The following is a 22,843-nucleotide window of genomic DNA, read 5'->3' as shown; positions in this document are numbered from 1 at the left end:
GGCCTGTTGGGGGTCTGGTACAACAACTTCCACGACGCCCAGTCGCACGCGGTGCTGCCGTACTCGCACTACCTGTCGAAGTTCACCGCCTACCTCCAGCAGCTCGACATGGAGTCCAACGGCAAGTCGGTGGACCGCCAGGGCCGCCCCGTGGACTGGCAGACGGGTCCGGTGGTGTGGGGCACGCCGGGAACCAACGGGCAGCACGCCTACTACCAGTTGATCCACCAGGGCACCAAGCTGATCCCCGCCGACCTGATCGGCTTCGTCCGTCCGGTCGCCGAGCTCAGCGACGGACTCAAGGCGCAGCACGACCTGCTGATGGCCAACCTGTTCGCCCAGGGACAGGCGCTCGCGTTCGGCAAGACCGCCGAGGAGGTGCGGGCCGAGGGAGTGCCCGAGGAGCAGGTGCCGCACCGCACCTTCCGGGGCAACCACCCCACCACCACGATCCTGGCGACCGAGCTGACCCCCTCGGTGCTGGGCCAGCTGATCGCGCTGTACGAGCACAAGGTGTTCGTGCAGGGCGCCGTGTGGGACATCGACTCCTTCGACCAGTGGGGCGTCGAACTCGGCAAGGTGCTCGCCAAGCGCGTCGAACCCGCCCTCAGCGAGGGCGCCGACGTCCCCGGCCTCGACCCGTCCACGGCCGCGCTGGTGGCCGCCTACCGCGAACGCAGGAAGTGAACTGACATGCAGATCGGTCTTGTTGGTCTGGGCAAGATGGGCGGCAACATGCGCGAGCGGCTGCGCCGCGCGGGCCACACCGTCGTCGGGTTCGACGCCAACCCCGACGTGTCCGACGTACCCCACCTGTCCGACCTGGTCGACCAGCTCGAAGGGCCGCGCGCGGTCTGGGTGATGGTTCCCGCCGGCGGCCCCACCCAGGACGTCATCGACCGGCTGGCGAGCCTCCTCAAGCACGACGACGTCGTGGTGGACGGCGGCAACTCCCGCTGGACCGACGACGAGAAGCACGCCAAGGAGCTGGCCGCCCGGGGCATCGGCTTCGTCGACGCCGGCGTCTCCGGCGGCGTGTGGGGCCTGGAGCACGGCTACGCCCTCATGGTCGGCGGCGAGAAGGAGTACGTGGAACGGCTCGAGCCGATCTTCGAGGCCCTCAAGCCGGACGGCCCGTACGGTTACGTCCACGCGGGCAAGGTCGGCGCCGGGCACTTCGCGAAGATGGTCCACAACGGCATCGAGTACGCCATGATGCAGGCCTATGCCGAGGGCTGGGAGCTGCTGGAGAAGGTCCAGTCGGTGGACAACGTCCGGGAGGTCTTCCGCTCCTGGCAGGACGGCACCGTCATCCGCTCCTGGCTGCTCGACCTGGCGGTCAACGCCCTCGACGACGACGAGCACCTCCAGCGGCTGCGCGGCTACGCGCAGGACTCCGGCGAGGGCCGCTGGACGGTGGAGGCGGCCATCGACAACGCCGTGCCGCTGCCCGCGATCACCGCGTCGCTGTTCGCGCGGTTCGCCTCCCGCCAGGAGGACTCGCCGCAGATGAAGATGGTCGCGGCGCTGCGCAACCAGTTCGGCGGCCACGCCGTCGAGTCGGCGAAGAAGGCGTAGGCCCCATGGGGGATCTGCTGCTCGCCCGGCACGGTGAGACGGAGTGGAGCAGGTCGGGCCGCCACACCGGCGGCACCGACCTGCCGCTGACCCCGGCCGGTGAGGCCCAGGCCAGGTCACTGGCGCCGCTGCTGGCGGACCGGTCCTTCGCCCTGGTCCTCACCAGCCCGCTGGCCCGCGCCCGCCGCACCGCCGAGCTGGCGGGCCTCACCGGCGCCGCGCCGGAGCCGGACCTGCGCGAATGGGACTACGGCGGGTACGAGGGCGTGACCACCGCGGACATCCACACCACCCGGCCCGGCTGGGACCTGTGGACCGACGGGGTACCGCCCGGCCGGGACTTCCCCGGCGAGTCGCCGGAACAGGTCGGGGCCCGCGCCGACCGGGTGCTGGCCCGGGTGGCCGGCGCCCTGGAGGACGGGGACGTGATGCTGGTGGCCCACGGCCATCTGCTGCGGGTCCTCACGGCCCGCCGCCTGGGCCTGCCCCCGGCCGACGGCCGTCTCTTCCGCCTGGAGACGGGCACCCTGAGCCGGCTGTCCCTGGAGCACGGCCTCCCGGTGGTCGCGGAGTGGAACACCCGGCCGCCGGAGCCGGCACAGGGGTGAACGCGGGAGTTCCACAAGGGTGACCGGGGGCGGCCTCTCGCCCCGGCGCGTCACAGTGCACGGGCGCGGCGGCCCCTCGCCCGGGCGCGTCACGGTGGCCGGAGTCGGCACAGGGGGGATCGCAGGCGTTCCGCACGGATGAAGGAGGGCGCGTCCCCTCGCCCGGGCGCGTCACGGTGGCCGGAGACGGCCGGTGTGACGCGCCCTTCGCATGTCCGTACGCCTGTTCCCCGCCATCCGTGCCGGCGACGCTTCGGGCGACGATCAGGAATCGAGAAGCACGGCCGGGGGTCGCCCGCCTAGTCTGTCGGTGGCGCGTGACGCCCGGGGCGGGGGATGCCGGTCGGACGGGCTGTGGACCGCAGCGGTGAGCGCGCCGCCACAGGCCGACCGGACGCACCCGCAGGGCCGGTCGGACGGAGCCGGGGAACGCCGGCGGGACCCGCGACGGCGGCCCCGCCCGACGGATGGAGAACCACAACCATGGTCACGAACACGGGCCCGCAGGGCGGACAGCACATCGCCGACAGTCACGATCTGATCCGCGTGCACGGGGCGCGCGAGAACAACCTCAAGGACGTCAGCGTCGAGCTGCCCAAGCGCCGCCTGACCGTGTTCACCGGTGTGTCCGGCTCGGGCAAGAGCTCGCTGGTCTTCGACACCATCGCCGCCGAGTCGCAGCGGATGATCAACGAGACCTACAGCGCCTTCCTCCAGGGGTTCATGCCGACGCTGGCGCGCCCCGAGGTCGACGTGCTGGAGGGCCTGACCACCGCGATCACCGTCGACCAGCAGCGGATGGGGTCCGACCCGCGGTCCACGGTCGGCACCGCCACCGACGCCAACGCGATGCTGCGCATCCTCTTCAGCCGCCTGGGCAAGCCCTACTTCGGCCCGCCCGGCGCGTTCTCCTTCAACGTCGCCTCGGTGCAGGCGAGCGGCGGCTTCACCGTCGACCGCGGCGCCGAGAAGACCAAGACCGAGAAGGTGACGTTCTCCCGCACCGGCGGCATGTGCACCCACTGCGAGGGCCGCGGCACGGTCTCCGACATCGACCTCACCCAGCTCTACGACGACTCCAAGTCACTGTCGCAGGACCCGTTCACCATCCCCACCTACACCGGCGGCGGCTGGGTGGTGCGGGTCATCGCCGAGTCGGGCTTCTTCGACCCGGACAAGCCGATCCGCGAGTACACCAAGAAGGAACGCCACGACTTCCTGTACCGCGAGCCCACCAAGGTGAAGGTCGGCGGCGCCAACCTCACGTACGAGGGGCTGATCCCCAAGCTGCAGAAGTCGATGCTGAGCAAGGACCGCGAGGCGATGCAGCCGCACATCCGGGCCTTCGTGGACCGTGCGGTCACCTTCACCACCTGCCCCGAGTGCGACGGCACCCGGCTCACCGCGGGCGCCCGGTCCTCGAAAATCAAGGGGATCAGCATCGCCGACGCCTGTTCCATGGAGATCAGGGACCTCGCCGAGTGGGTCCGTGGCGTCGAGGAGCCGTCCGTGGCGCCGCTGCTGACCGCGCTGCAGCACACCCTCGACTCGTTCGTGGAGATCGGCCTCGGCTACCTCTCCCTCGACCGTGCGTCGGGCACCCTGTCGGGCGGTGAGGCGCAGCGCGTCAAGATGATCCGCCACCTGGGCTCCTCCCTGACCGACGTCACGTACGTCTTCGACGAGCCCACGATCGGCCTGCACCCGCACGACATCCAGCGGATGAACGATCTGCTGCTGCGGCTGCGCGACAAGGGCAACACGGTGCTGGTGGTCGAGCACAAGCCGGAGGCCATCGCCATCGCCGACCACGTCGTGGACCTCGGTCCCGGCGCCGGAACCGAGGGCGGCACCGTCTGCTTCGAGGGCACCGTCGAAGGGCTCCGGGCCAGCGGCACCATCACCGGCCGCCACCTCGACGACCGCGCCTCGGTCAAGGACACGGTCCGCACCCCCACCGGCACCCTCCCGATCCGCGGCGCCACGGCGAACAACCTCCAGAACGTCGACGTCGACATCCCTCTCGGCGTCCTCACCGTCGTCACCGGCGTGGCCGGCTCCGGCAAGAGCTCCCTGGTGCACGGGTCGGTCCCCTCCGACCAGGGGGTGGTCGCGGTCGACCAGACGCCGATCCGCGGCTCCCGGCGCAGCAACCCGGCGACCTACACCGGGCTGCTCGAACCGATCCGGAAGGCGTTCGCCAAGGCCAACGGCGTGAAGCCGGCGCTGTTCAGCGCCAACTCCGAGGGCGCCTGCCCCACCTGCAACGGCGCCGGGGTCGTCTTCACCGACCTGGGCATGATGGCCGGTGTCTCCACCACCTGCGAGGAGTGCGGCGGCAAGCGGTTCGACGCGTCGGTGCTCGAGTACCGCTTCGGCGGCCGCGACATCAGCGAGGTGCTGGGGATGTCGGTGACCGAGGCGGAGGAGTTCTTCCGGGAGGGTGAGGCGCGGCTGCCGGCCGCGCACAAGATCGTGCAGCGGATGGCGGACGTCGGTCTCGGCTACCTCACCCTCGGCCAGCCGCTCACCACCCTGTCCGGCGGTGAACGGCAGCGCCTGAAGCTGGCCACCCACATGGGCGACAAGGGCGGCGTCTACGTGCTGGACGAGCCGACCACCGGTCTGCACCTCGCCGACGTCGAGCAGCTGCTCGGGCTGCTGGACCGCCTCGTCGACTCCGGCAAGTCGGTGATCGTCATCGAGCACCACCAGGCGGTCATGGCGCACGCCGACTGGATCATCGACCTGGGCCCCGGCGCCGGCCACGACGGCGGACGGATCGTCTTCGAGGGCACCCCGGCCGACCTGGTCGCCGCCCGCTCCACGCTCACCGGTGAGCATCTGGCGCAGTACGTCGGCGCCTGACGCCCGTAGGACGGCCGGCCCGGCGCCGGATCGGCACCGGGGTGGTCGCCACGCCCCGGTGGCGGGGTCGCTCCGCCGGTCCCCGGCGCCGAGGCCGCTACGTCAGGACCGGTGCCGGGGGCGCTACGTCAGGACCCGGTGCCAGGGCCACACCCCATGCGGGCCCGGGCACCGGGGTGCTCGGCTAGGCCTCGGCGGCGCGGCGTGGGATGCCGTACGCCCGTTCGACGCGCAGCCGCAGCACCAGCCGGCGGTCGCGGACCATGGCCGCCCGGTACTCCTCCCAGTCCTCGTGCTCGCCGTTGATGTCCCGGTAGAGCCGGATCAGCTCCTCCACCGTCTCGTCGTACGGCTGGCCGGCGACGGGCGTCAGGTCGGCGGTGCCCTCCGCCACGGTGTACGCCCACCGGTCGGCGGTGGTGACGTGGTACGAGGCCCGCGGGTCGCGCCGCAGGTTGCGGGTCTTGGCCCGGTCCTCGGTGAGGGAGACGCGGATGACCCGCTCGTCGGGGTAGTAGGCGTGCATGACGTTGGACAGCTGGGGCCGTCCGTCGCGTTTCAGCGTGACGAGCACTCCGCCGTGGGCCTCGGAGAGCAGGGCGAGCAGTGCGTTCTGTTCCGCGTCCTGGGTCATGCTTCGATCAACGGCCCAAACCGGGCCGGCGTTCCCCGGAGGTGTGCGATGGCGGTGCTGCGGCAGGAGGCCGACCCCGGCGAGGCGGGGCTGGACGCGAAGGCGCTGGAGCGGCTCGACCGGGAACTCGCCCGCCGGGTCGACGGCGGGGGGATGCCCGGGTTCCTGGTGGCCGTCGCCCGCGCGGGGCGTGTCGCGCACCTGACAACGTATGGGGCACGGGACCTGGCGGCCGGTCTGCCGGTGGAGCCCGACACCCTCTGGCGGATCTACTCCATGACCAAGCCGGTCACAACCGTCGGCGCGCTGATGCTGGTGGAGGACGGGCTGCTGTCCCTGGACGACGAGGTGGGCCGCCACCTCCCGGCGTTCGCCGAGCCGCGCGTGTACGTGGACGGCGCGGACGACCGGGTACGGACGCGGCCGGCGTCCGGCCCGCTGCTCGTGCGGCATCTGATGACGCACACCGCCGGGCTGACGTTCGCCTTCTACCACGCCCATCCGGTCGACGCCCTCTACCGCGCGGCCGGCCTCGAGTCGTCGGTGGCGCCGGGCACGGACCTCGCGGGCACGACGGACGTGTACGCGGGTCTGCCGCTGCTGTTCGACCCGGGCACGCGGTGGAACTACTCGGTCGCCACCAACGTCCTCGGCCGCATCGTCGAGGTCGTCTCCGGCCGCCCCCTCGACGTCTTCCTCGCCGAGCGCGTGTTCCGGCCGCTCGGGATGACGGACGCCGGGTTCGAGGTGACCGACGCCCAGGCGGAACGGCTCGCGGAGCTCTACGGCGAGACGGACGGCGGGGCCATCGAGCCGGTCCCCGGAACGCCCCTGCGGGGCCGCCCCCGCTTCCTGTCCGGCAGCGGCGGCATGGTGGCCTCCGCCCACGACTGGCACCGCTTCATGGAAATGCTGCGCAGGCACGGCGAACTCGACGGCACACGGCTGCTCCGCCCCGGGACGGTGCGCCTGATGACCCGCAACCACCTCCCGGGCGGCGCCGATCTGCGCTCCGCCGGCGTCCCCCCGCACGACGACCCCGGCAACGAGGGCGTCGGGTTCGGCCTCGGCGTCTCCGTCGTCGTCGACCCCTCCCGCACCCGGGAGCCGTCCGGCCTGGGCAGCTACGGCTGGAGCGGGGTGGCCACCACCACCTTCTGGGTCGACCCCGGCCGCGACCTGACCGTGCAGTTCTACACGCAGGTGCGGCCCAGGTCCTCCCACACCGTCTACCGGGACCTCAAACGGCTGGTGCACGACGCACTCACCGGCTGACCTCCCGCGGCGACGTCCCGCCTCCCGGCCGGGCGTCAGGACAGGTGCGCGACCGCGTCCAGGTGCGGCAGGTGGTGGTCGAGCCGCTCCCGCTTGGTGCGCAGGTAGGTGATGTTGCTCTCGCACGGCTGGATCAGCAGCGGCACCTGCTCGTCGACCTCCACGCCGTGCAGGACGAGCGCCTCACGCTTGCGGGGGTTGTTGGACATCAGCCGCACCGACCGCACGCCCAGGTCCTTCAGCATCCCGGCGGCGACGGCGTAGTCGCGGGCGTCGACGGGCAGGCCGAGGGCCAGGTTCGCCTCGACCGTGTCCAGCCCTTCCGCCTGCAGCGCCATCGCGCGCAGCTTGGCGAGCAGACCGATACCGCGTCCCTCGTGACCCCTCAAGTAGACGACGACGCCCGCCCCTTCGGCGACGACCGCGTGCAGCGCCGCCGCCAGCTGGTCGCCGCACTCGCAGTGCTGGGACCCGAAGGCGTCGCCGGTGAGGCACTCCGAGTGCAGCCGGGTGAGCACCCGTTCCGAGCCGAGGTCGCCGTACACCAGGGCGACTTGTTCGTCGCCGCGGTCGTGGTCCAGGTAACCGATCGCCTGGAACTTCCCGTACACGGTGGGCAGCGGCGCATTCACGACGCGTTCCACACCGGTCCGCCGCTGAGGCTGCTTGCCGAGTACGCCTATTTTTTCTGTCATCATTCTCGAGTTCCTAAGCAGAGACGAAAGGCCGTGACGGATATGGGTGGTTCACACGAGCGGTCGGCGGCATACGGCCCGGTGCACGGTCTGTTGCCGGCGGACACTACAGAGGATGTACGGACGCGGGGAGCCGGCGTCTCACGTCAGATCGCGGTACTTCCGGTCGGCAGTTTCGAACAGCACGGTCCCTTCCTGCCGTTGGCGACGGACACACTGGTCGCCTGCGCGATCGCGCGCGCCGTCGCGGACGCCTACCCCGTGCACCTCCTTCCCCCGGTGACGATCTCCTGCTCGCACGAGCACGCGGCCTGGCCGGGCACCGTGTCCATCTCCTCCGTGACGCTGCACGCGGTGGTCCGGGACATCGCCGACTCGCTGCGCCGCTCCGGCGTCGACACCCTGGTCCTGGTCAACGGGCACGGCGGCAACTACGTGCTGGGCAACGTCGTCCAGGAGTCCTCCGCGCGCGGTGAACGGATGGCGCTGTTCCCGGCGTCCGAGGACTGGGAAACGGCGCGGAAGCGGGCCGGTGTCGCCACGTCGCTGCTGACCGACATGCACGCGGGCGAAATCGAGACGTCCATTCTTCTCCACACTTCTCCCGAGGTTCTCCGGCCCGGATTCGAGACGTCGGACCATGTTTCGGACGACCGGCGTCATCTGCTCACCACCGGAATGTCCGCCTATACGGATTCCGGTGTCATCGGACGGCCTTCTCTGGGGACGGCGGAAAAGGGCAGGGAACTTCTGGCGAGTCTCGCGGATTCCTTCGACACGTATTTCTCGCTCCTGACCTCCGGCAGCTGACGGGGTATCCGGACGACCGGCCCCGGCCCGTCCGTCGTGCGCGGGCCGGCCGGACGTTCCGTCGTACGCGGGCGGGACCGCGGGCCGGCCGGAGCTTCCTGTGCGACGGGAGCGGAGTCCCACGCACGGTCCCTCCCTGCGTACCACCGGGCCACCAGCACCACCGCCCCCGGCAGGCTCGCCACCAGACTGAGCACGCCGTACACCACGGCGACCGTCAGCCCCCGCCCCGCGCCCAGCCCCGCCGCGCCGAACGCCCACGCGGCCACCCCTTCCCGCGGACCCCAACCGCCCACGTTCAGCGGCAGACTCATCGCCAGCAGCGCCAGCAGGGCGAGCGGCAGCAGCTCCGCCACCGAAGCCCCCGCTCCGGCGACGTCGGCGGCGAGGACGAACATGGCGACGTAACCGGCGAGGACGACCATCGACGAGACCAGGACACCCGGCCCGGCGGCCCGGGACAACAGCCCCAGCCGCGCCTCGGCGAGCATCCCGCGCACGGCCTTCGGTTCCCGTCCGGACGGCGCCCGGTTCATCCGCAGGGCCAGCACCACCGCACAGGCCCCCAGCAGAGCGAGGCCGGCCAGTGGGGCCGCGTGCCGTACCTGGTCGCGGACCGGGGAGGGCATGGTCAGCAGGACCACTCCCCCGGCGGCGAACAGCGCGAGCTGTCCCGCGGTCCGCTCCAGCACCACCGCCCGTACGCCCCGCCCGAGGTCGCCTGCGTCCTTGCCGTGCCGTACCGCCCGGTGGACGTCGCCCAGGACACCGCCGGGCAGCGCCGCGTTGAGGAACAGCGCCCGGTAGTAGTCCGCGACGGCAGGGCCGAGCGGCAGCCGGATGCCGATCCCGCGCGACACGAGCGCCCAGCGCCAGGCACTGAACGCGGTGGTCACCAGCCCGATGCCGAGGGCGGCGGCCAGCGTCGGCCCGTCGATGCGTCGCAGCCCGTCCAGGAAGGCACCGGTGCCGAGCCGCCAGAACAGCACGCCGAGGATGACCACCCCGGCGAGGGTGCACAGCCGGGTACGCGCGGCGGGACCACCGAGCCGTCGGAGCAGGCGGCGGGCGCCGCCCCCGTCCGCCGGGGTGGACACCCCGTCAGCCGAGGCGGACATCTCCGTCGTGTCCGTCCCGTCCGCCTCCGCCGTGTCCGTATTCATGCGGAGCCGTCCACCGGGCGGCTCAGGGCGAGCAGGTCGGTGTGGTGGACGACCACCCGCAGCTCCCCCGCCGCGCAGGCGGCGAGCCGCTCGGCCAGGTAGGCGTCGGCGCGCCGGGCCAGGTCCTGCCGCTCCTCCACCGCCGCCCCGACCCAGCCTCGCAGCCACTGCTCGGTCAGCGCGGCCTGCTCCGGGCCCAGCCGCCACGGGCTGGGGTTCAGCCGTACGGTCGCGCCGTGCTCGGAGAAGGCCTCCGCGGCGACGGTCACGGCGTCCGGCCCGAGCAGTCCGCCCCGGCGCTGATGTGCGTTGAACGCCTCGGTGATCTCCTCGTCCATCGGGTGCGGCGCGGTCAGTTCCACGCGTCCGGCCACCGACAGGGTCAGCAGGGCCGGGCAGCCGGCTCCCGCGCAGGCCGCGGCCAGGGCGTCGACCTCCTCGCGGGTGAGGACGTCGAGCAGCGCCGACGCCGTCACCAGGGAGGCGCCGGCCAGGGCGTCCGAGGTGAGCCGGGCGACGTCGCCGCGCCGGGTCTCGACGGTGACGTGGCTGCCGTCGGCGGCGGAGCGCGGGGAGGCGACGGCGGCGAAGTGCAGGAGGTAGGGGTCCCGGTCGTGCAGCACCCAGTGCTGGGTGCCGTCGAGGCGGGGCGCGAGCCAGCGGCCCATGGAACCGGTGCCGCAGCCGATGTCGTGGACGACGAGGCCGCCGCCGGCCCGCCCGGGGAGGTTGGCGAGCCGGATCCGCAGTGGGTCGAGCAGCTCGTAGGAGCGGGCGTCGGCGTCGGCCGGTTCCCGCAACTGCAGCCACTCGGGGGCGTAGCGGGGCGGCTCGTCCTCGCCGGTGTCCCGAAGCCGTACGGTGGCCCGCTCACCGGGGCGTGGCGCGGCGGGTCCGGCGCCGGGGATGACCGTGGAGCCGTCCGTGCCGCTCTCGGGTGCCATGTCGTCCCTCGCTGGTCCGGGTGCCGCGTCGGTGACGTCCCGGGGTCCGGGCTGGGCGGGGATCGCCGCGGCGGGCTGGGTGGTGGTCGCCGGCTTCGTCATGCCGCCCTCCCGGATGCGGTGGGGAGCCGGCGCAGGACTCCCGCCAGGCTCTGCGCGGTGCTCGCCCAGCCGCCGAGCGCGGCCCGCCGGCCGCGGGCGGCCGCCCTCAGCCGGCGTCGTACGTCCGCCTCCTCGAACCAGCCGCGCAGTTCGGCGGCGATCGCGGCGGGGTTCTCCGGCGGGACGAGAATGCCGGGCACCCCGCCGTCGGGGGCGCGGCCGACGGCCTCGGGCAGTCCTCCGACGTCGGTCGCGAGCACCGGGATGCCCCGGGCCAGGGCCTCGGTGACGGCCATGCCGTAGGTCTCGGCGTAGGAGGTGAGGACCATCAGGTCGGCGGCGGCGTAGCTGGCGTCGAGTGCGGCTCCGGACTGCGGCCCGGTCAGCTCCAGCCGGTCCTCGAGGCCGTGTGCGCGGATGAGGCCGCGCAGGTGGGCGACGTACTCGGGGTCGTGCCCGAGGCCGCCGACCAGGGAACACGTCCACGGCAGGTCGGTCACCGTCGCCAGCGCCTCCACCAGCCGGCGCTGGCCCTTGCGCGGGGTCACCGCGGCGACGCACACCAGGTGCGACATGCCGTCGGTGCCGGGCGCGAGGGGCGCGATGTCGGCGCCGGGGGCGGCGACGTGGACCCGCTCGGGGGCCAGTCCGTGGTGGGCCACGAGCCGGCGCACCGCCCAGTCGCTGGTGGCGATCACGGCGGGCACGGCCCGCAGCACCGCGCGTTCCCGGGCGTCGAGTTCGGCGGCGACGGCCGGGTCCAGGCCGGTCTCGTCACCGAGCGGCAGGTGGACGAGCACGGCCATGTGCAGCCGTCCCTCTTCCGCCTCGGGGACGATGATCTCGGGCACCCCGCAGGCGACCAGCCCGTCGAGCAGGACGACCGCGCCGTCGGGCAGTTCCCGCAGGGTGCGGGCGAGTTCCGCGCGGGCGGTGGCGTCCGGGCGGGGCCAGTCGCCGGCCACGGGGTGCCGGTGCGCCTGCCAGCCGAAGCCGGGCAGGTCCAGGCACACGCGCCGGTCGTAGGCGTTGCCGCCGCTCGGGGCGGACGGGTCGTCGACCCCGCCCGGCATCACGAAGTGCACGGAGCGCAGGGACATGGGGATGATCCCGCCGTTCCTCCGGAAGGACGCCTGCACGGGCACGTAGTCCAGGCGGCCGGTGCCGCCGCGGCCTGCCGTCCTGGGGGGCGTGTCGCGCGTCCTGCCGGTCGTCGTCTCGGTCGTGTCGATGGTCGTGTCGGTCACAGCGCACGCTCGTAACTCGCCCAGGCGATGTGCGACTCGTGCAGCGTGACGGCGATCCCGGCGATGCCCTTGGCGCCTTCGCCCAGCGCTCCCTTGTGGATGCGCTCGGCGAGCCGGTCGGCGATGACCTTGGCCAGGTACTCCGTGGACGTGTTGACCCCGGCGAAGTCGGGTTCGTTGTCGAGGTTGCGGTAGTTCAGCTCGCCGACGACGGCCCCGAGTTCCTGAGTGGCCAGGCCGATGTCGACGACGATGTTGTCCTCGTCCAGCTGTTCGCGCCGGAAGGTGGCGTCCACGAGGAACGTGGCCCCGTGCAGGCGCTGGGCCGGTCCGAAGACCTCGCCGTGGAAGCTGTGGGCGATCATGATGTGATCGCGGACGGTGATGCTGAACAACGGACGACCCTCCAGGTGCGGCGCGTCTGTTCCCCGCCGGTCTGAGAGGCGGGGATGTCGAGTAGTACGGCTGGCTTCCTTCCCGTGTTCACCGTCGCTCGCGTCTTTTCTCAGGTCAGGCGTGCGCGCCTGGGTCCGGTTCGTCGTAGCGCACCCGGTGGCACAGCGCGGGGATGTCGCCGGAGGCGAGGCGGGGCATCACCTCGGGCAGTTCCTCGAAGGGCGACTCACCGGTGACGAGGGCGTCGAGGGCGGGGTCGGTGAGCAGGTCGAGTGCGAGGGCGAGCCGGTCTCCGTAACCGCGGTGGGCGCGGGCCGGGGAGACCGTGCCGACCTGGCTGCCCCGGACGGTCAGCCGCCGGGAGTGGAACGCCTCGCCGAGCGGGACGCTCACCTTCCGGTCGCCGTACCAGCTGAGTTCGACGACGGTGCCTTCGGGGCGGAGCAGTTCCAGGGCCCGGCCGAGTCCCTGTTCGGTGGCGCTGGCGTGCACCACCAGGTCGCACTCGCCCTCGGCGTCGGTGGGCAGGGCGAAGTCCACGCCGAGGGCCTCGGCGGTCTTCGCCCGCGCGGGGTCGGCGTCGACCAGCTGGACCCGTACGCCGGGGAAACGGGCGAGCAGGGCGGCCACCGAGCTGCCGACCATGCCGCCGCCGACGACGGCGATCCGGTCACCGAGCAGGGGTGCCGCGTCCCAGAGGGCGTTGACGGCGGTCTCCACGGTGCCGGCGAGGACCGCCCGCCCGGCGGGCACCCCCTCGGGCACGGGGGTCACGGCCGCCGCCGGCACGACGTACCGGGTCTGGTGCGGGTAGAGGCAGAACACCGTCCGGCCGGTGAGCGCCTCGGGCCCCTCCTCCACCACGCCGACGCTGAGGTAGCCGTACTTCACCGGCCCCGGGAAGTCGCCCTCCTGGAACGGTGCCCGCATCGCGGTGTGCTGGCTCTCCGGCACGCCTCCGCGGAACACGAGTGTCTCGGTGCCCCGGCTCACTCCCGAGTAGAGGGCGCGTACCACCACCTCGTCCGCGCCGGGCTCCGGCAGCTGCACCTCGCGGATCTCCCCCCGGCCAGGTGAGCCGAGCCAGAACGCACGTGCGGTGCGGTTCATCGAAGTCCTCCTGAACGATCGGGATCCTGCGCGCGTACCGAGTGGTGCACAGGCCGCGCACAAGGTAGCGGCGTTGATCGACTCTGTCACACGGCCGGAGGGTGTTCGGTGGCCCTGAACAACACTTACGACGCGAGGCTCGTACAGCAGGAGACCGCCCTGGGGGCGGGCGTACAGATCCTGTTGCTGGCCCTGATCGGTACCGCGATCGGCATGGGCCCCGCGGGCTGGCTGACGGGCCTCGCGTTCGCGATCGCCACCTGGGCTGTGCTGTCCCGGGCCCTGTACCGGGCCGGGTCGCGCTCCTTCGGGGCGGCGAACCGGGTCACCCTCGGCCGGGCCACCCTCGTCGGCGGGGTGACCGCGCTGGTCGCCGACTCGTTCCAGGACTCACCCCCCGTCTCCCTGTTCGTCGGCCTGACCGCCGTGGCCCTGATCCTCGACGGTGTCGACGGCAAGGTCGCCCGCAGGACCGGCACCTCGACCGCGCTGGGCGCCCGCTTCGACATGGAGGTGGACGCCTTCCTGATCCTGGTGCTGAGTGTGTACGTGTCGATGGCGATGGGCCCGTGGGTGCTGCTGATCGGCGCGATGCGCTACGTGTTCGTCGCCGCCGCCCGTGTGTGGCCCTGGCTGACCGCCCCGCTCCCGCCGAGCACGGCCCGCAAGACGGTGGCCGCGCTGCAGGGTGTGCTGCTGCTGGTCGCGGCCTCCGCCCTGCTCCCGCACGTGGTCAGCGTGGGGATCGTGGGACTGGCCCTCGGTCTGCTGGTGTGGTCGTTCGGCCGTGACGTGCTGTGGCTGTACCGGACCTCCCGCACACGGACGGTCCCGTCGGCGGGGCGGGCGCCGCGACCGGAGCTCGTGACGAGCTGACGTCCCCGAGGGGGCACCACCCGCCGGGGTCACCGAACCGGCGTCCGCGAGGGCCAGGTCGCGTTCGCGCCACGGCGGCCCCGTCCCCTACTCGATCCCCGTGGCGTCGAGCAGCCGTACCAGGTCCTTGCGGCCGTACCCGAGCAGTCTCGACCGGTGCGCGGCCATCAGCACCAGATGCGCCACCACCTCGGCCGCGTAGCCGTATCTGGTGCCGGCGTCGACCCACTCTCCGGGTTTCTCGACCCCCAGGCTGTTCATCACCACCCCGTGGTCGCGGCGGACCTCCGCGACGGTGCCGGCGACGGCGTCCAGCAGGGTCTTCCCCGGCCGCTCGCACTCCAGGGCGAAGTGCCCGTGGTCCGCGGGCACGCACCCCTCGGGCGGCCTCGCCCTCAGCCCCGCGTACGGCTCCTCCTCCACACCGCAGCCCAGGTCCTCCTCGTGCACCAGACAGAAACGATGGTGTCCCGGCGCGACCGGGGGCGGCGGGGGCGTGTACTCCCACCCGGCGTCCTCGTACAGCTGCCGTTTCACCTCCTCCTCGTCGGCGTGTGTCACGGTGAAGCCGTTGGCGTCGTTGCGCCCGGTGGTCGTGCCGTCGGCGTTGCGGTGGAAGTGCAGTCCCATGAGGTGCTCCCTCGTCGCTGGTGAGAGGTGCGGGCCGTGGCCCTCGTCCTCCCTCTTGGCCGGGGACGACCGCCGTCCCCGTCACCAGCTCGAACGGCCCGCACGACCGCCACGTGCCCGCTTCGCCCGTTATCACCTGATCGCGTGAAACAGGCAGTGGCGGGAACTCTTCCGCGGGCTCCCACCTGCGGTTGTTAGGCTCCGCGGGTGAGGATTCCGGGACCCGATGAGATCCGCGCGCTGCACGAGAAGCACGCGCCGACGGCCGAGGCGTTCGCCTCCGTCCACCGCCACTGCGAGGTCGTCTGGAGCGTCGCCGAGCAGCTGCTGGCCTCGCCGCACCTCGCCCACGTCGACGCCGAACTGGTCCGGGCGGGCTGCCTCCTGCACGACATCGGCGTCTACCGTCTCTACGGCGAGGACGGCCGGCTGGACCACAAGAACTACATCCGGCACGGCCTGCTCGGCCAGGAGATCCTGGAGGGCGAGGGTTTCCCGGGGACCCTGTGCCGCTTCTGCTCGCACCACACCGGGGTCGGACTCACCCGGCGCGACGTCGAGAGCCAGGGCCTCCCCGTCCCGCCCGCCGACTACCTGGCGGAGACGGCGGAGGAGCGCCTGGTGATGTACGCGGACAAGTTCCACTCCAAGTCGCGGCCTTCGCGGTTCCTGTCCGCCGACGCCTACGCCGCCCACGTCCGCCGGTTCGGCGAGGACAAGGTGACCGCGTTCGACGCCCTGCGCGCGGAGTTCGGCGATCCGGACCTCGCCCGCCTGACGCCCTGCGCGGAGGTGCCGCCCGCGTGACGGCGCTCGGGCGGTCCGGCCGCCCGTAGGTGACGGAAGGGCGGGACTCGCACCGGCAGACCGGTGGCTGGAGCAGGGGAACCGAACCGCCCGCCGGTGACGGGAGTGCTGGAGCTCGAACCGCCCGCCGGCGACCGAAGCGCCAGGTCCGACCGCCCCCCGCTCACTCCTCCGGCAGGTGGGCGTCCGGCGCGTCCGGCCGGTGGTCGGGGAGGTTGGAGCGGGTGGACGCCTCGTGCCGTACCCGCAGGAACTCCAGGTACCGCTCGTACTGGTCGAGGCTGTCGGCGATGAGCTGCTCCTTGGTGTAGCCCATCACGTCGTAGTCCTGGTTGCCCTCGGCGAGCCGGACCTCGAACCGTACATAGGTGTCGGCCCCGCCGACCGAACGCGTCGCGAACGCGGGGGTGGGCATCTCGACGGGCCAGACCTCGTAGACGAACTGGTCGCCCTCGCCGACCGGGACACGCAGGCCGACGTGGGTGAGGCCGTTCTCCTCGACGGTCCCTTCCAGCACCTCCGCCTCCGCTCCCTGCTGCCTCAGCTCGTGCGCCACTTCCTGGAACGCCGGGCGGCACACCTGGTCGACGAAACGCACGGCCGCCCGCCGGCCCGGGAACGACATCGCCCGCGCCAGCCGGTGCCGCCAGTTCGGCGCCCCCGGCAGACCGTGCTGCGCCGTGCGCCCGGAGAGCGACCCGGGCAGCGTGGTGACACGGGCCTCGACCTTCATCCGTTCGGTTCTCAGCGCCAGATAGAGCCCCGCCATGATCAGGAACATGACGAAGGAGAAGGGCAGGCCCATGATGATGGTGGCGTTGGTGAGGGCCTGCACACCGCCCACGATGAGCATCGCCAGCGTGAGCAGACCGGTCGCCACCGCCCAGAAGATGCGCAGGTACGTGGGCGCGTCGGTCATCGGGGTGGGCAGGTCCGCGCTGAGGTTGCCCATCACCAGGGCGCCGGAGTCGGCGGAGGTGACGTACAGCAGCAGGCCGACGAACGTGGCGAGTCCGGCGCTGAACATGAAGCCGGGGAACTGCTCGAGCAAGGTGTAGAAGCCCTGTTCGGGGACGTTCATCGCGGTCTCGCCGAACTCCTTGTTGCCGTCGCGCACCAGGAACAGGGCGCTGTTCCCGAAGATCGCCAGGAAGAGCCCGGTGAAGAGGAAGGGGATGACCAGCGTCGCGGCGACGAACTCGCGGAGGGTGCGGCCTCGGGAGATGCGCGCCAGGAACAGGCCGACGAACGGCGCCCAGGCGACCCACCACGCCCAGAAGAACAGCGTCCACGCGTCGAGCCACTCGGTGGGCTGGTCGTAGGCGAAGGTGTTCAGGGTCATCGACGGGAAGCGGCTGACGTAGTCACCGACGTTCTGGACGATGGCGTTGAGCAGCCGGAACGGGTGGCCCACGACGAGGATGTAGAACATCAGCAGGGCGGCGAGCAGGATGTTGAGCTGCGACAGCCGGCGGATGCCCTTGTCGACGCCGGACACCGCGGACACGGTGGCCATGCCCACCGCGATGACGATGAGGGCGATCTGCGCGGTGAGCCCTTCGGGGATGCCGAAGAGCGCCTTCAGGCCGTAGTTGAGCTGCACCACGCCGATGCCGAGCGTCACACCGATGCCGAACACGGTGCCGATGATGGCGGCGAGGTCGACGGTGTCACCGATCCGCCCGTGGATGCGGCGGCCGATGATCGGGTAGAGGGCGGAACGGATCGCGAGCGGCAGCCGGTAGCGGAACGAGAAGTAGCCGAGGGCCATGCCCATCAGCGCGTACATGCCCCAGCCGGTGATGCCGTAGTGGAACAGCGTCCACACGACCGCCTGCCGGGCTGCCGCCAGCGTCTCCGGGTCGCCCTCCGGCGGCGCGAGGTAGTGGCTGACGGGACCGGAGACCGAGAAGAACATCAGGTCGATGCCGATGCCCGCGGCGAACAGCATCGAACCCCAGGTGAACAGGCCGTAGTCGGGCTTGGAGTGCTTGGGGCCGAGCTTGATGGTGCCGTACTTGGACGCGGCGATGAAGATGACGAACAGCAGGTAGAGGGTCGCGGCGAGGAAGTAGTACCAGCCGAACCAGTGCGAGATCTTGCCGACCACCACACCGATGGCGTCCTCCGCGCCCGTCGGGGTGACGATCGCCCACAGGGAGATCGCCAGGACGAAGAGGGCCGACCCGAAGAAGACCACGGGCTTGACCCGCACCGGGCCCGCGGGCTCGTCCTCCGCCGGCACCTCGTCCGGCGTTCCGGGGCCCGTCTCACCGACCGTCGACACGTCACTTTCCTCCTCGGCCTCGGCTGCCGTCCGCCGCTCCGGCTGTCCGGTCCACGGCGTGGGTGCCCGGAACGCGCCCGGTCGCCGACGCGCGTATACCCGGAAGGCCCGGAGTCATCGCGGTCACCGCGTCGCCGCCCCGTCGCCCGGTCCCGGGCGGCCGGTGATGAGGTCGGCGGCACGTTCGGCGGCGAGCAGCACCGTCACCATGGGGTTGATGGTGGGCATCGTCGGGAACACCGAGGCGTCGACGATGCGTACGCCCTCGGCGCCGCGCAGCCGCATCTCCGGGTCGCAGACCGCGAGGGGGTCGTCCGCCGCGCCCATCCGGCAGGTGCCCGCCGGGTGGTAGACGGTGTGTGCCACGCGTCGCCCGTACTCCGACAGGTCGGCGTCGGAGGTGACGGACGGTCCGGGCGCGACCTCGCGGACGAGCCAGTCCTTCAGCGGATCGGTCGCCGCGACCTCCCGGGCCAGCTTGAGCCCCTCCACGATGGTGCGCTCGTCGTGGCCCTCGGGGTCGGTGAAGTAGCGGAAGTCCAGGGCGGGATGCTCGACCGGGTTCGAACTGCGCAGGTACATGCGGCCGGTGGAGCGGGCCCGCGGCACGTTCGGCGTCATGCACACCCCGTGCTCGGGCACCGGGTAGCCGAGCCGTTCGGTGTTGACGGTGAACGGCACCTGGTAGAAGTGGAACATCAGGTCGGGGCGCGGCTGTCCCTTGTCCATGCGCAGGAACAGACCGGCGTCGGAGTCCATCGCGGAGTTGGGCGGCAGCGGGCCGCGGGTCTCCCAGACGATCACCGACTCGGGGTGGTCCAGCAGGTTCTCCCCCACGCCCGGCAGGTCGACGGTGACGTCGATGCCGAGCCGGCGCAGGTCGTCGGCGGGACCGATACCGGACAGCATCAGCAGGCGCGGGGTATCGATCGCCCCGGCGCACAACAGGAGTTCGCGGTTGGCCCGTACGGTGGCGGGCTCTCCGTCGGCGCCGCGCACCGCGACCCGGGTGAGCCGTCCCGTCTCGTCGGTGAGCAGCCGGTGCGCCCAGGTCTCCAGCAGCAGCGTGAGGTTGGGGCGGTCCAGGACGGGGTGCAGGTAGGCGACGGACGCGGAGGAGCGCAGGTTGCCCTCCGGCTCGTAGGCGAGGGAGAAGAAACCGGTGCCGTCGGCGAACGGCTCGGCGTTGAAGTCGTCGACGACGGGGACGCCGGTGGCGCGGGCGGCGGCGGTGACGAAGTCCTTGGCGATGGGGTTCCGGTCGGCCTCCGCCACCGGCACGATGTGGGTCTGGAGCCGGTCCCGGTACGGCAGGATCGTCTCCGGGTCCCAGCCGGTGCAGCCGGCGGCCACCCAGTCGTCGAGGTCCTGCGGCAGCGGCAGGAAGCTGATCAGGGTGTTGTGGGAGGAGCAGCCGCCGAGGACGCGGGCGCGTGAGTGCAGGATGTGGGAGTTGCCGCGCGGCTGCTCGACGGTGGTGTAGCCGTAGTCGAACTCCGAGCCGAGCAGGTTGATCCAGTTACGCAGCCGCAGGATGCGGTCGTCGCCCACGTCGCTGGGTCCGCCCTCGATGACGCAGACGCGGCAGTCGGGGTCCTCGCTGAGGCGGGCGGCGAGCACGCATCCGGCGGTGCCGCCGCCGACGATGACGTAGTCGTAGTCCGACTCCGCGCCGTGAGGGGTGGTGGAGGCCATGGGCTGCCTTTCTTCGGAACCGTCGGGTGAGGGAGGGGGCGGCGCGCCGCGGATCGGGTGGGTCGAGGAGCCGTGGGTACCGCTCAGAGCCGTGGGTACCGCTCAGCTGCCGCCGCTCTCGCCCTTGAACCAGCCGGAGGGCCCCGGGTTCAGGTTCTGGTAGATGTGCTTGGCCTCCTGGTACTCGCGCAGTCCCGTGGGCCCGAGCTCGCGCCCGACACCGGAGCGGCCGAAGCCGCCCCACTCGGCCTGCGGGACGTAGGGGTGGAAGTCGTTGATCCACACGGTGCCGTGCCGCAGCCGCTGCGCGACGCGCTGCGCGCGGCTGGCCTCGGAGGTCCAGACGCCGCCGGCCAGGCCGTAGCGGGTGTCGTTGGCGAGTTCCACGGCCTCGTCCTCGGTGCGGAACCGCTCGACGGTGACCACGGGTCCGAACACCTCCTCCTGGACGATGCGCATGGAGCGGTCGCAGTCGGCGAAGATGGTCGGCAGCAGGAAGAATCCGCTGCTCAGCGCGGGGTCGTCGGGGCGGGTGCCGCCGGTGACGAGGCGGGCGCCCTCCTCCTTGCCGAGGGCGATGTAGCCCTCGACCTTCTCCCGGTGCTCGGCGGAGCTGAGCGGCCCGCTCTCGGTGCCCTCCTCCATGCCGTTGCCGAGCCGGATCTGGCGGGCGCGCGCGGCGAAGGCCTCGACGAACCGGTCGTGCAGCGAATCCTCGACCAGCAGGCGGGACCCGGCGGAGCAGACCTGGCCCGCGTGCAGGAAGGAGGCGTCCAGGGCGTAGTCGACGGCGGCGTCGAAGTCGGCGTCCGCGAAGACGATGTTGGGATTCTTGCCGCCGAGTTCCAGGGCGATGTTCTTCGGCCCCTCGGCGGCGGCCGCCATGATGGCGCGCCCGGTGGACAGTCCGCCGGTGAAGGAGACCAGGTCGACCTCGGGGTGGGAGGTCATGGCCGCGCCGACGGTCGCGCCGGAGCCGAGCACCAGGTTGGCGACACCGCGCGGGGCGCCGGCCTCCTCGATCAGCCGGAACAGGGCGATGGTGGTGAGCGGGGTGGTCTCGCTGGGCTTGAGGACGATGGTGTTGCCGGCGGCCAGCGCGGGCGCCACCTTCCAGGACGCCTGGAGCAGCGGGTAGTTCCAGGGGGCGATGAGCGCGCACACGCCGATGGGCTGGTAGACGACGCGGCTGAGGACGTCGGGGCCGACGTCCACGACCCGCCCGCCGTCCTTGCCGGCGAGCTCCGCGAAGTAGCGGAAGGCGTTCGCCACGTCCTCCACGTCGAAGCGGCCCTCGGCCAGCGTCTTGCCGGTGTCGAGGGTCTCGGTGCGGGCGATCTCGTCGATGTCGCGCAGCAGCAGGTCGTGCACCCGCATCAGCAGGTCGACACGGCGGCGGGTGGGGGCGTTCGCCCAGTCCTCCTCGTCGAAGGCGCGCCGGGCGGCCCGCACCGCCCGGTCCACGTCGGAGGCGTCCGCCTCGTCGACGGTGGTGATGACGGAGGCGTCGTACGGATTGACCACATCCCGCCGCCCTCCGCCGACGGCGTTCGTCCACTCCCCGTCGATGTACAGCTCACCCATGGCGGGCGCCTCCTTCGCATCCGACCGGTACCGATCGGTTCGCCGGCCGGCAACACCGCTCATCGTGCGGTCGGCGGCCACGGCGCGCACGGCCACCACCGCGACCGGGTGGTCCGGTGACTCGGTCGGGCTAGCGACCGGCCGGGACGGGGCGTCCGCGAGGGTGCCGCGCCGCCGCGCCCGCGTGATGTGTGAGCCGCGTGACGGGACCGCGAGCCACGTGTGAATCCTTCACGATTCCGGGTGGCGTTCGCCACAGCACCGAAGCAAAGCATCAGGGCCGACGAGCCCGCGCACCCCGTCGAACGGCCGGAATGACGGCGGTTCATACCCACCCGGCACCCGGACAAGCCATCTCGCGCACCGACCTGATGATGAAGCACTCCGTTCCATTTGCTCTATGATCGTTTAATAGTTGACTTCATCGCGCTTGCAACTCCTCCCCGATGGTTCCCGGTGACCGCGAACGCATCCGTCGGTGCGAGTCCCGCCGCGGTGGCACAAAGGAAGAAAGGTGAACCGCATGGCCCTCGGACTGCTCCGGCGTCGACGTTCCCGCGGCGGTCCCGAGGCCGCAGCGGGCGTCCCGCTGCCCCTGCCGACCGGCGCCGGCGCGTACAGCTGCGAGGTCGTCGATCCCATGGGACAGCCCTTGGGCGGCGCCGAGGTCACGGTGACCGCCCTGGACAGCCACCGGGTCGCCGCCCGCGGCACCACCGATCCGTACGGCCTGTTCATGGCGGCGCTCCCCCCTGGCTCCTACAGCGTGATGGTCGCGGGCGAGGGCCTCACCCCGGCCCGCAGCGACATCGACGTAGCCGCCGGTGCCGTCCTCCCCCCGGCGCACGTCGCGCTGCTGCCCGCGCGCCAACTGGAACTGCCGCCGCCCGGCACCTGGCTGTTCGACCCGCCGCACACCGCGATCCGCTTCATCGCCAAGCATGTGGGCATGGCCCACGTCCACGGACGCTTCACCCGCTTCACCGGCGGTATCCGCGTCACGCCGGACATGCGCGACTCCCAGGTCTCGGTGCGCATCGACGCCGCCAGCATCACCACGGGCAACAGGACCCGTGACAACCACCTGCGTTCCGCCGACTTCCTCGACGTCGAGCACTATCCCTTCATCGACTTCACCAGCACCCGGTTCGTCTACCGGGGCGGCTCCAGGTGGACGCTGAACGGCACGCTCACCATGCACGGCACCAGCCGCTCCGTCGGGCTGGACACGACGTACCTCGGCACGGTGAACGGCGGTTACGAACAGGAGCTGCGTTGCGCGGCGCTGGCGAAGACGGAGCTGCACCGCGAGGACTTCACCCTCAACTGGCGCTCGATGCTGGCCCGCGGCATCGCGGTCGTCGGACCGACCGTGCAACTGGAGCTGGACGTCCAGGCGATGTACCGGACCGCCGAGACCCCCACGCCTCCGGAGTAGGCGGCGCGGGGCCCCCCCCCGCCCGGGGGGGGCCCCCCCCCCCCGGGCCCCCGGGGGGGGGGGGGGGTACCCCGGGGCCCCCCCCCCGCCCGGGGG

General features: G+C 72.2%; 18 protein-coding genes and 2 pseudogenes. 9 read left to right on the top strand and 11 right to left on the bottom strand.

Translation table 11 applies throughout. The features are described 5' to 3' along the window. From ACIF8S_RS21105 to ACIF8S_RS21090, 4 genes and pseudogenes are all read left to right on the top strand, one after another. Window positions 1-687: pseudogene (locus ACIF8S_RS21105) on the top strand (glucose-6-phosphate isomerase); the annotation flags it as partial. A gap of 6 nt (window positions 688-693) precedes the next feature. Then, window positions 694-1,578 (top strand): phosphogluconate dehydrogenase (NAD(+)-dependent, decarboxylating), encoded by an 885-nt coding sequence (gene gnd, locus ACIF8S_RS21100; RefSeq protein WP_349800399.1) that lies wholly within the window; start codon window positions 694-696, stop codon window positions 1,576-1,578. Between the two features lie 5 nt (window positions 1,579-1,583). Beyond that, window positions 1,584-2,186, top strand: coding sequence for a histidine phosphatase family protein (locus ACIF8S_RS21095; protein WP_400000776.1), 603 nt, complete (start codon window positions 1,584-1,586; stop codon window positions 2,184-2,186). Between the two features lie 483 nt (window positions 2,187-2,669). Further along, window positions 2,670-5,054: an ATP-binding cassette domain-containing protein gene (locus ACIF8S_RS21090; RefSeq protein WP_400000774.1), complete on the top strand. Its 2,385-nt coding sequence runs from the start codon at window positions 2,670-2,672 to the stop codon at window positions 5,052-5,054. 184 nt (window positions 5,055-5,238) lie between these two features. Here the strand turns inward: ACIF8S_RS21090 and ACIF8S_RS21085 are convergent, their stop codons facing one another. Beyond that, window positions 5,239-5,688: a PPOX class F420-dependent oxidoreductase gene (locus ACIF8S_RS21085; RefSeq protein ID WP_150154746.1), complete on the bottom strand. Its 450-nt coding sequence runs from the start codon at window positions 5,686-5,688 to the stop codon at window positions 5,239-5,241. 48 nt (window positions 5,689-5,736) lie between these two features. Here ACIF8S_RS21085 and ACIF8S_RS21080 point away from each other — a divergent pair, with 48 nt between their 5' ends. Beyond that, complete coding sequence (locus tag ACIF8S_RS21080) at window positions 5,737-6,963, top strand: serine hydrolase domain-containing protein (RefSeq protein ID WP_400000772.1); 1,227 nt, start codon at window positions 5,737-5,739, stop codon at window positions 6,961-6,963. A gap of 35 nt (window positions 6,964-6,998) precedes the next feature. Here the strand turns inward: ACIF8S_RS21080 and ribA are convergent, their stop codons facing one another. Continuing rightward, window positions 6,999-7,658: a GTP cyclohydrolase II gene (gene ribA / locus ACIF8S_RS21075; protein WP_400000798.1), complete on the bottom strand. Its 660-nt coding sequence runs from the start codon at window positions 7,656-7,658 to the stop codon at window positions 6,999-7,001. A gap of 42 nt (window positions 7,659-7,700) precedes the next feature. Here ribA and ACIF8S_RS21070 point away from each other — a divergent pair. After that, a pseudogene (locus ACIF8S_RS21070) lies at window positions 7,701-8,459 on the top strand (creatininase family protein); the annotation flags it as partial. Here ACIF8S_RS21070 and ACIF8S_RS21065 read toward each other — a convergent pair. From ACIF8S_RS21065 to ACIF8S_RS21045, 5 genes are all read right to left on the bottom strand, one after another. Then, window positions 8,345-9,631: a lysylphosphatidylglycerol synthase transmembrane domain-containing protein gene (locus ACIF8S_RS21065; protein ID WP_400000771.1), complete on the bottom strand. Its 1,287-nt coding sequence runs from the start codon at window positions 9,629-9,631 to the stop codon at window positions 8,345-8,347. The pseudogene ACIF8S_RS21070 and the gene ACIF8S_RS21065 sit on opposite strands and share 115 nt — an antisense overlap. Continuing rightward, entirely contained in the window at window positions 9,628-10,575 is a 948-nt protein-coding gene (locus tag ACIF8S_RS21060) for a class I SAM-dependent methyltransferase (RefSeq protein ID WP_400000796.1), read from the bottom strand. Before ACIF8S_RS21060 ends, ACIF8S_RS21065 begins: the two co-directional genes overlap by 4 nt. Window positions 10,576-10,673: 98 nt before the next feature. Next, window positions 10,674-11,924: a glycosyltransferase family 4 protein gene (locus ACIF8S_RS21055; RefSeq protein WP_400000769.1), complete on the bottom strand. Its 1,251-nt coding sequence runs from the start codon at window positions 11,922-11,924 to the stop codon at window positions 10,674-10,676. Then, entirely contained in the window at window positions 11,921-12,319 is a 399-nt protein-coding gene (locus tag ACIF8S_RS21050) for a 6-carboxytetrahydropterin synthase (protein WP_024888232.1), read from the bottom strand. Before ACIF8S_RS21050 ends, ACIF8S_RS21055 begins: the two co-directional genes overlap by 4 nt. A 115-nt stretch (window positions 12,320-12,434) precedes the next feature. Then, window positions 12,435-13,430, bottom strand: a complete 996-nt coding sequence (locus ACIF8S_RS21045; protein WP_400000768.1) for a zinc-binding alcohol dehydrogenase — start codon at window positions 13,428-13,430, stop codon at window positions 12,435-12,437. Between the two features lie 108 nt (window positions 13,431-13,538). On the opposite strand from ACIF8S_RS21045, the gene ACIF8S_RS21040 reads away from it, so the two are divergent. After that, a complete protein-coding gene (locus ACIF8S_RS21040; protein ID WP_400000766.1) occupies window positions 13,539-14,306 on the top strand; it encodes a CDP-alcohol phosphatidyltransferase family protein in 768 nt (255 codons plus the stop codon). An 87-nt stretch (window positions 14,307-14,393) separates the two neighbouring features. Here ACIF8S_RS21040 and ACIF8S_RS21035 read toward each other — a convergent pair whose 3' ends face one another. Then, a complete protein-coding gene (locus ACIF8S_RS21035) occupies window positions 14,394-14,936 on the bottom strand; it encodes a hypothetical protein (protein ID WP_400000764.1) in 543 nt (180 codons plus the stop codon). Window positions 14,937-15,143: 207 nt separating this feature from the next. On the opposite strand from ACIF8S_RS21035, the gene ACIF8S_RS21030 reads away from it, so the two are divergent. Then, window positions 15,144-15,743 (top strand): HD domain-containing protein, encoded by a 600-nt coding sequence (locus ACIF8S_RS21030; protein ID WP_400000763.1) that lies wholly within the window; start codon window positions 15,144-15,146, stop codon window positions 15,741-15,743. Between the two features lie 163 nt (window positions 15,744-15,906). Here the strand turns inward: ACIF8S_RS21030 and betT are convergent, their stop codons facing one another. The 3 genes from betT to ACIF8S_RS21015 form a co-directional block, all read right to left on the bottom strand. Continuing rightward, window positions 15,907-18,030, bottom strand: coding sequence for a choline BCCT transporter BetT (gene betT / locus ACIF8S_RS21025; protein WP_400000761.1), 2,124 nt, complete (start codon window positions 18,028-18,030; stop codon window positions 15,907-15,909). A gap of 123 nt (window positions 18,031-18,153) precedes the next feature. After that, window positions 18,154-19,725, bottom strand: coding sequence for a GMC family oxidoreductase (locus tag ACIF8S_RS21020; RefSeq protein WP_400000759.1), 1,572 nt, complete (start codon window positions 19,723-19,725; stop codon window positions 18,154-18,156). A 102-nt stretch (window positions 19,726-19,827) separates the two neighbouring features. Beyond that, window positions 19,828-21,309, bottom strand: coding sequence for an aldehyde dehydrogenase family protein (locus ACIF8S_RS21015; protein ID WP_400000757.1), 1,482 nt, complete (start codon window positions 21,307-21,309; stop codon window positions 19,828-19,830). Between the two features lie 523 nt (window positions 21,310-21,832). Between ACIF8S_RS21015 and ACIF8S_RS21010 the strand changes: the two genes are divergently transcribed. Then, window positions 21,833-22,747 carry a YceI family protein gene (locus tag ACIF8S_RS21010; protein WP_400000794.1) on the top strand — a complete coding sequence of 305 codons (915 nt, stop codon included), beginning with the start codon at window positions 21,833-21,835 and terminating at the stop codon, window positions 22,745-22,747. The last annotated feature ends 96 nt before the right edge of the window (window positions 22,748-22,843 follow it).

The organism is Streptomyces sp. NPDC085937, from assembly GCF_044540535.1.
Classification (GTDB): Bacteria; Actinomycetota; Actinomycetes; order Streptomycetales; family Streptomycetaceae; genus Streptomyces.
Note: the sequence above shows the minus strand (reverse complement) of the source record. Positions and strands in the feature narration are given on the sequence as shown.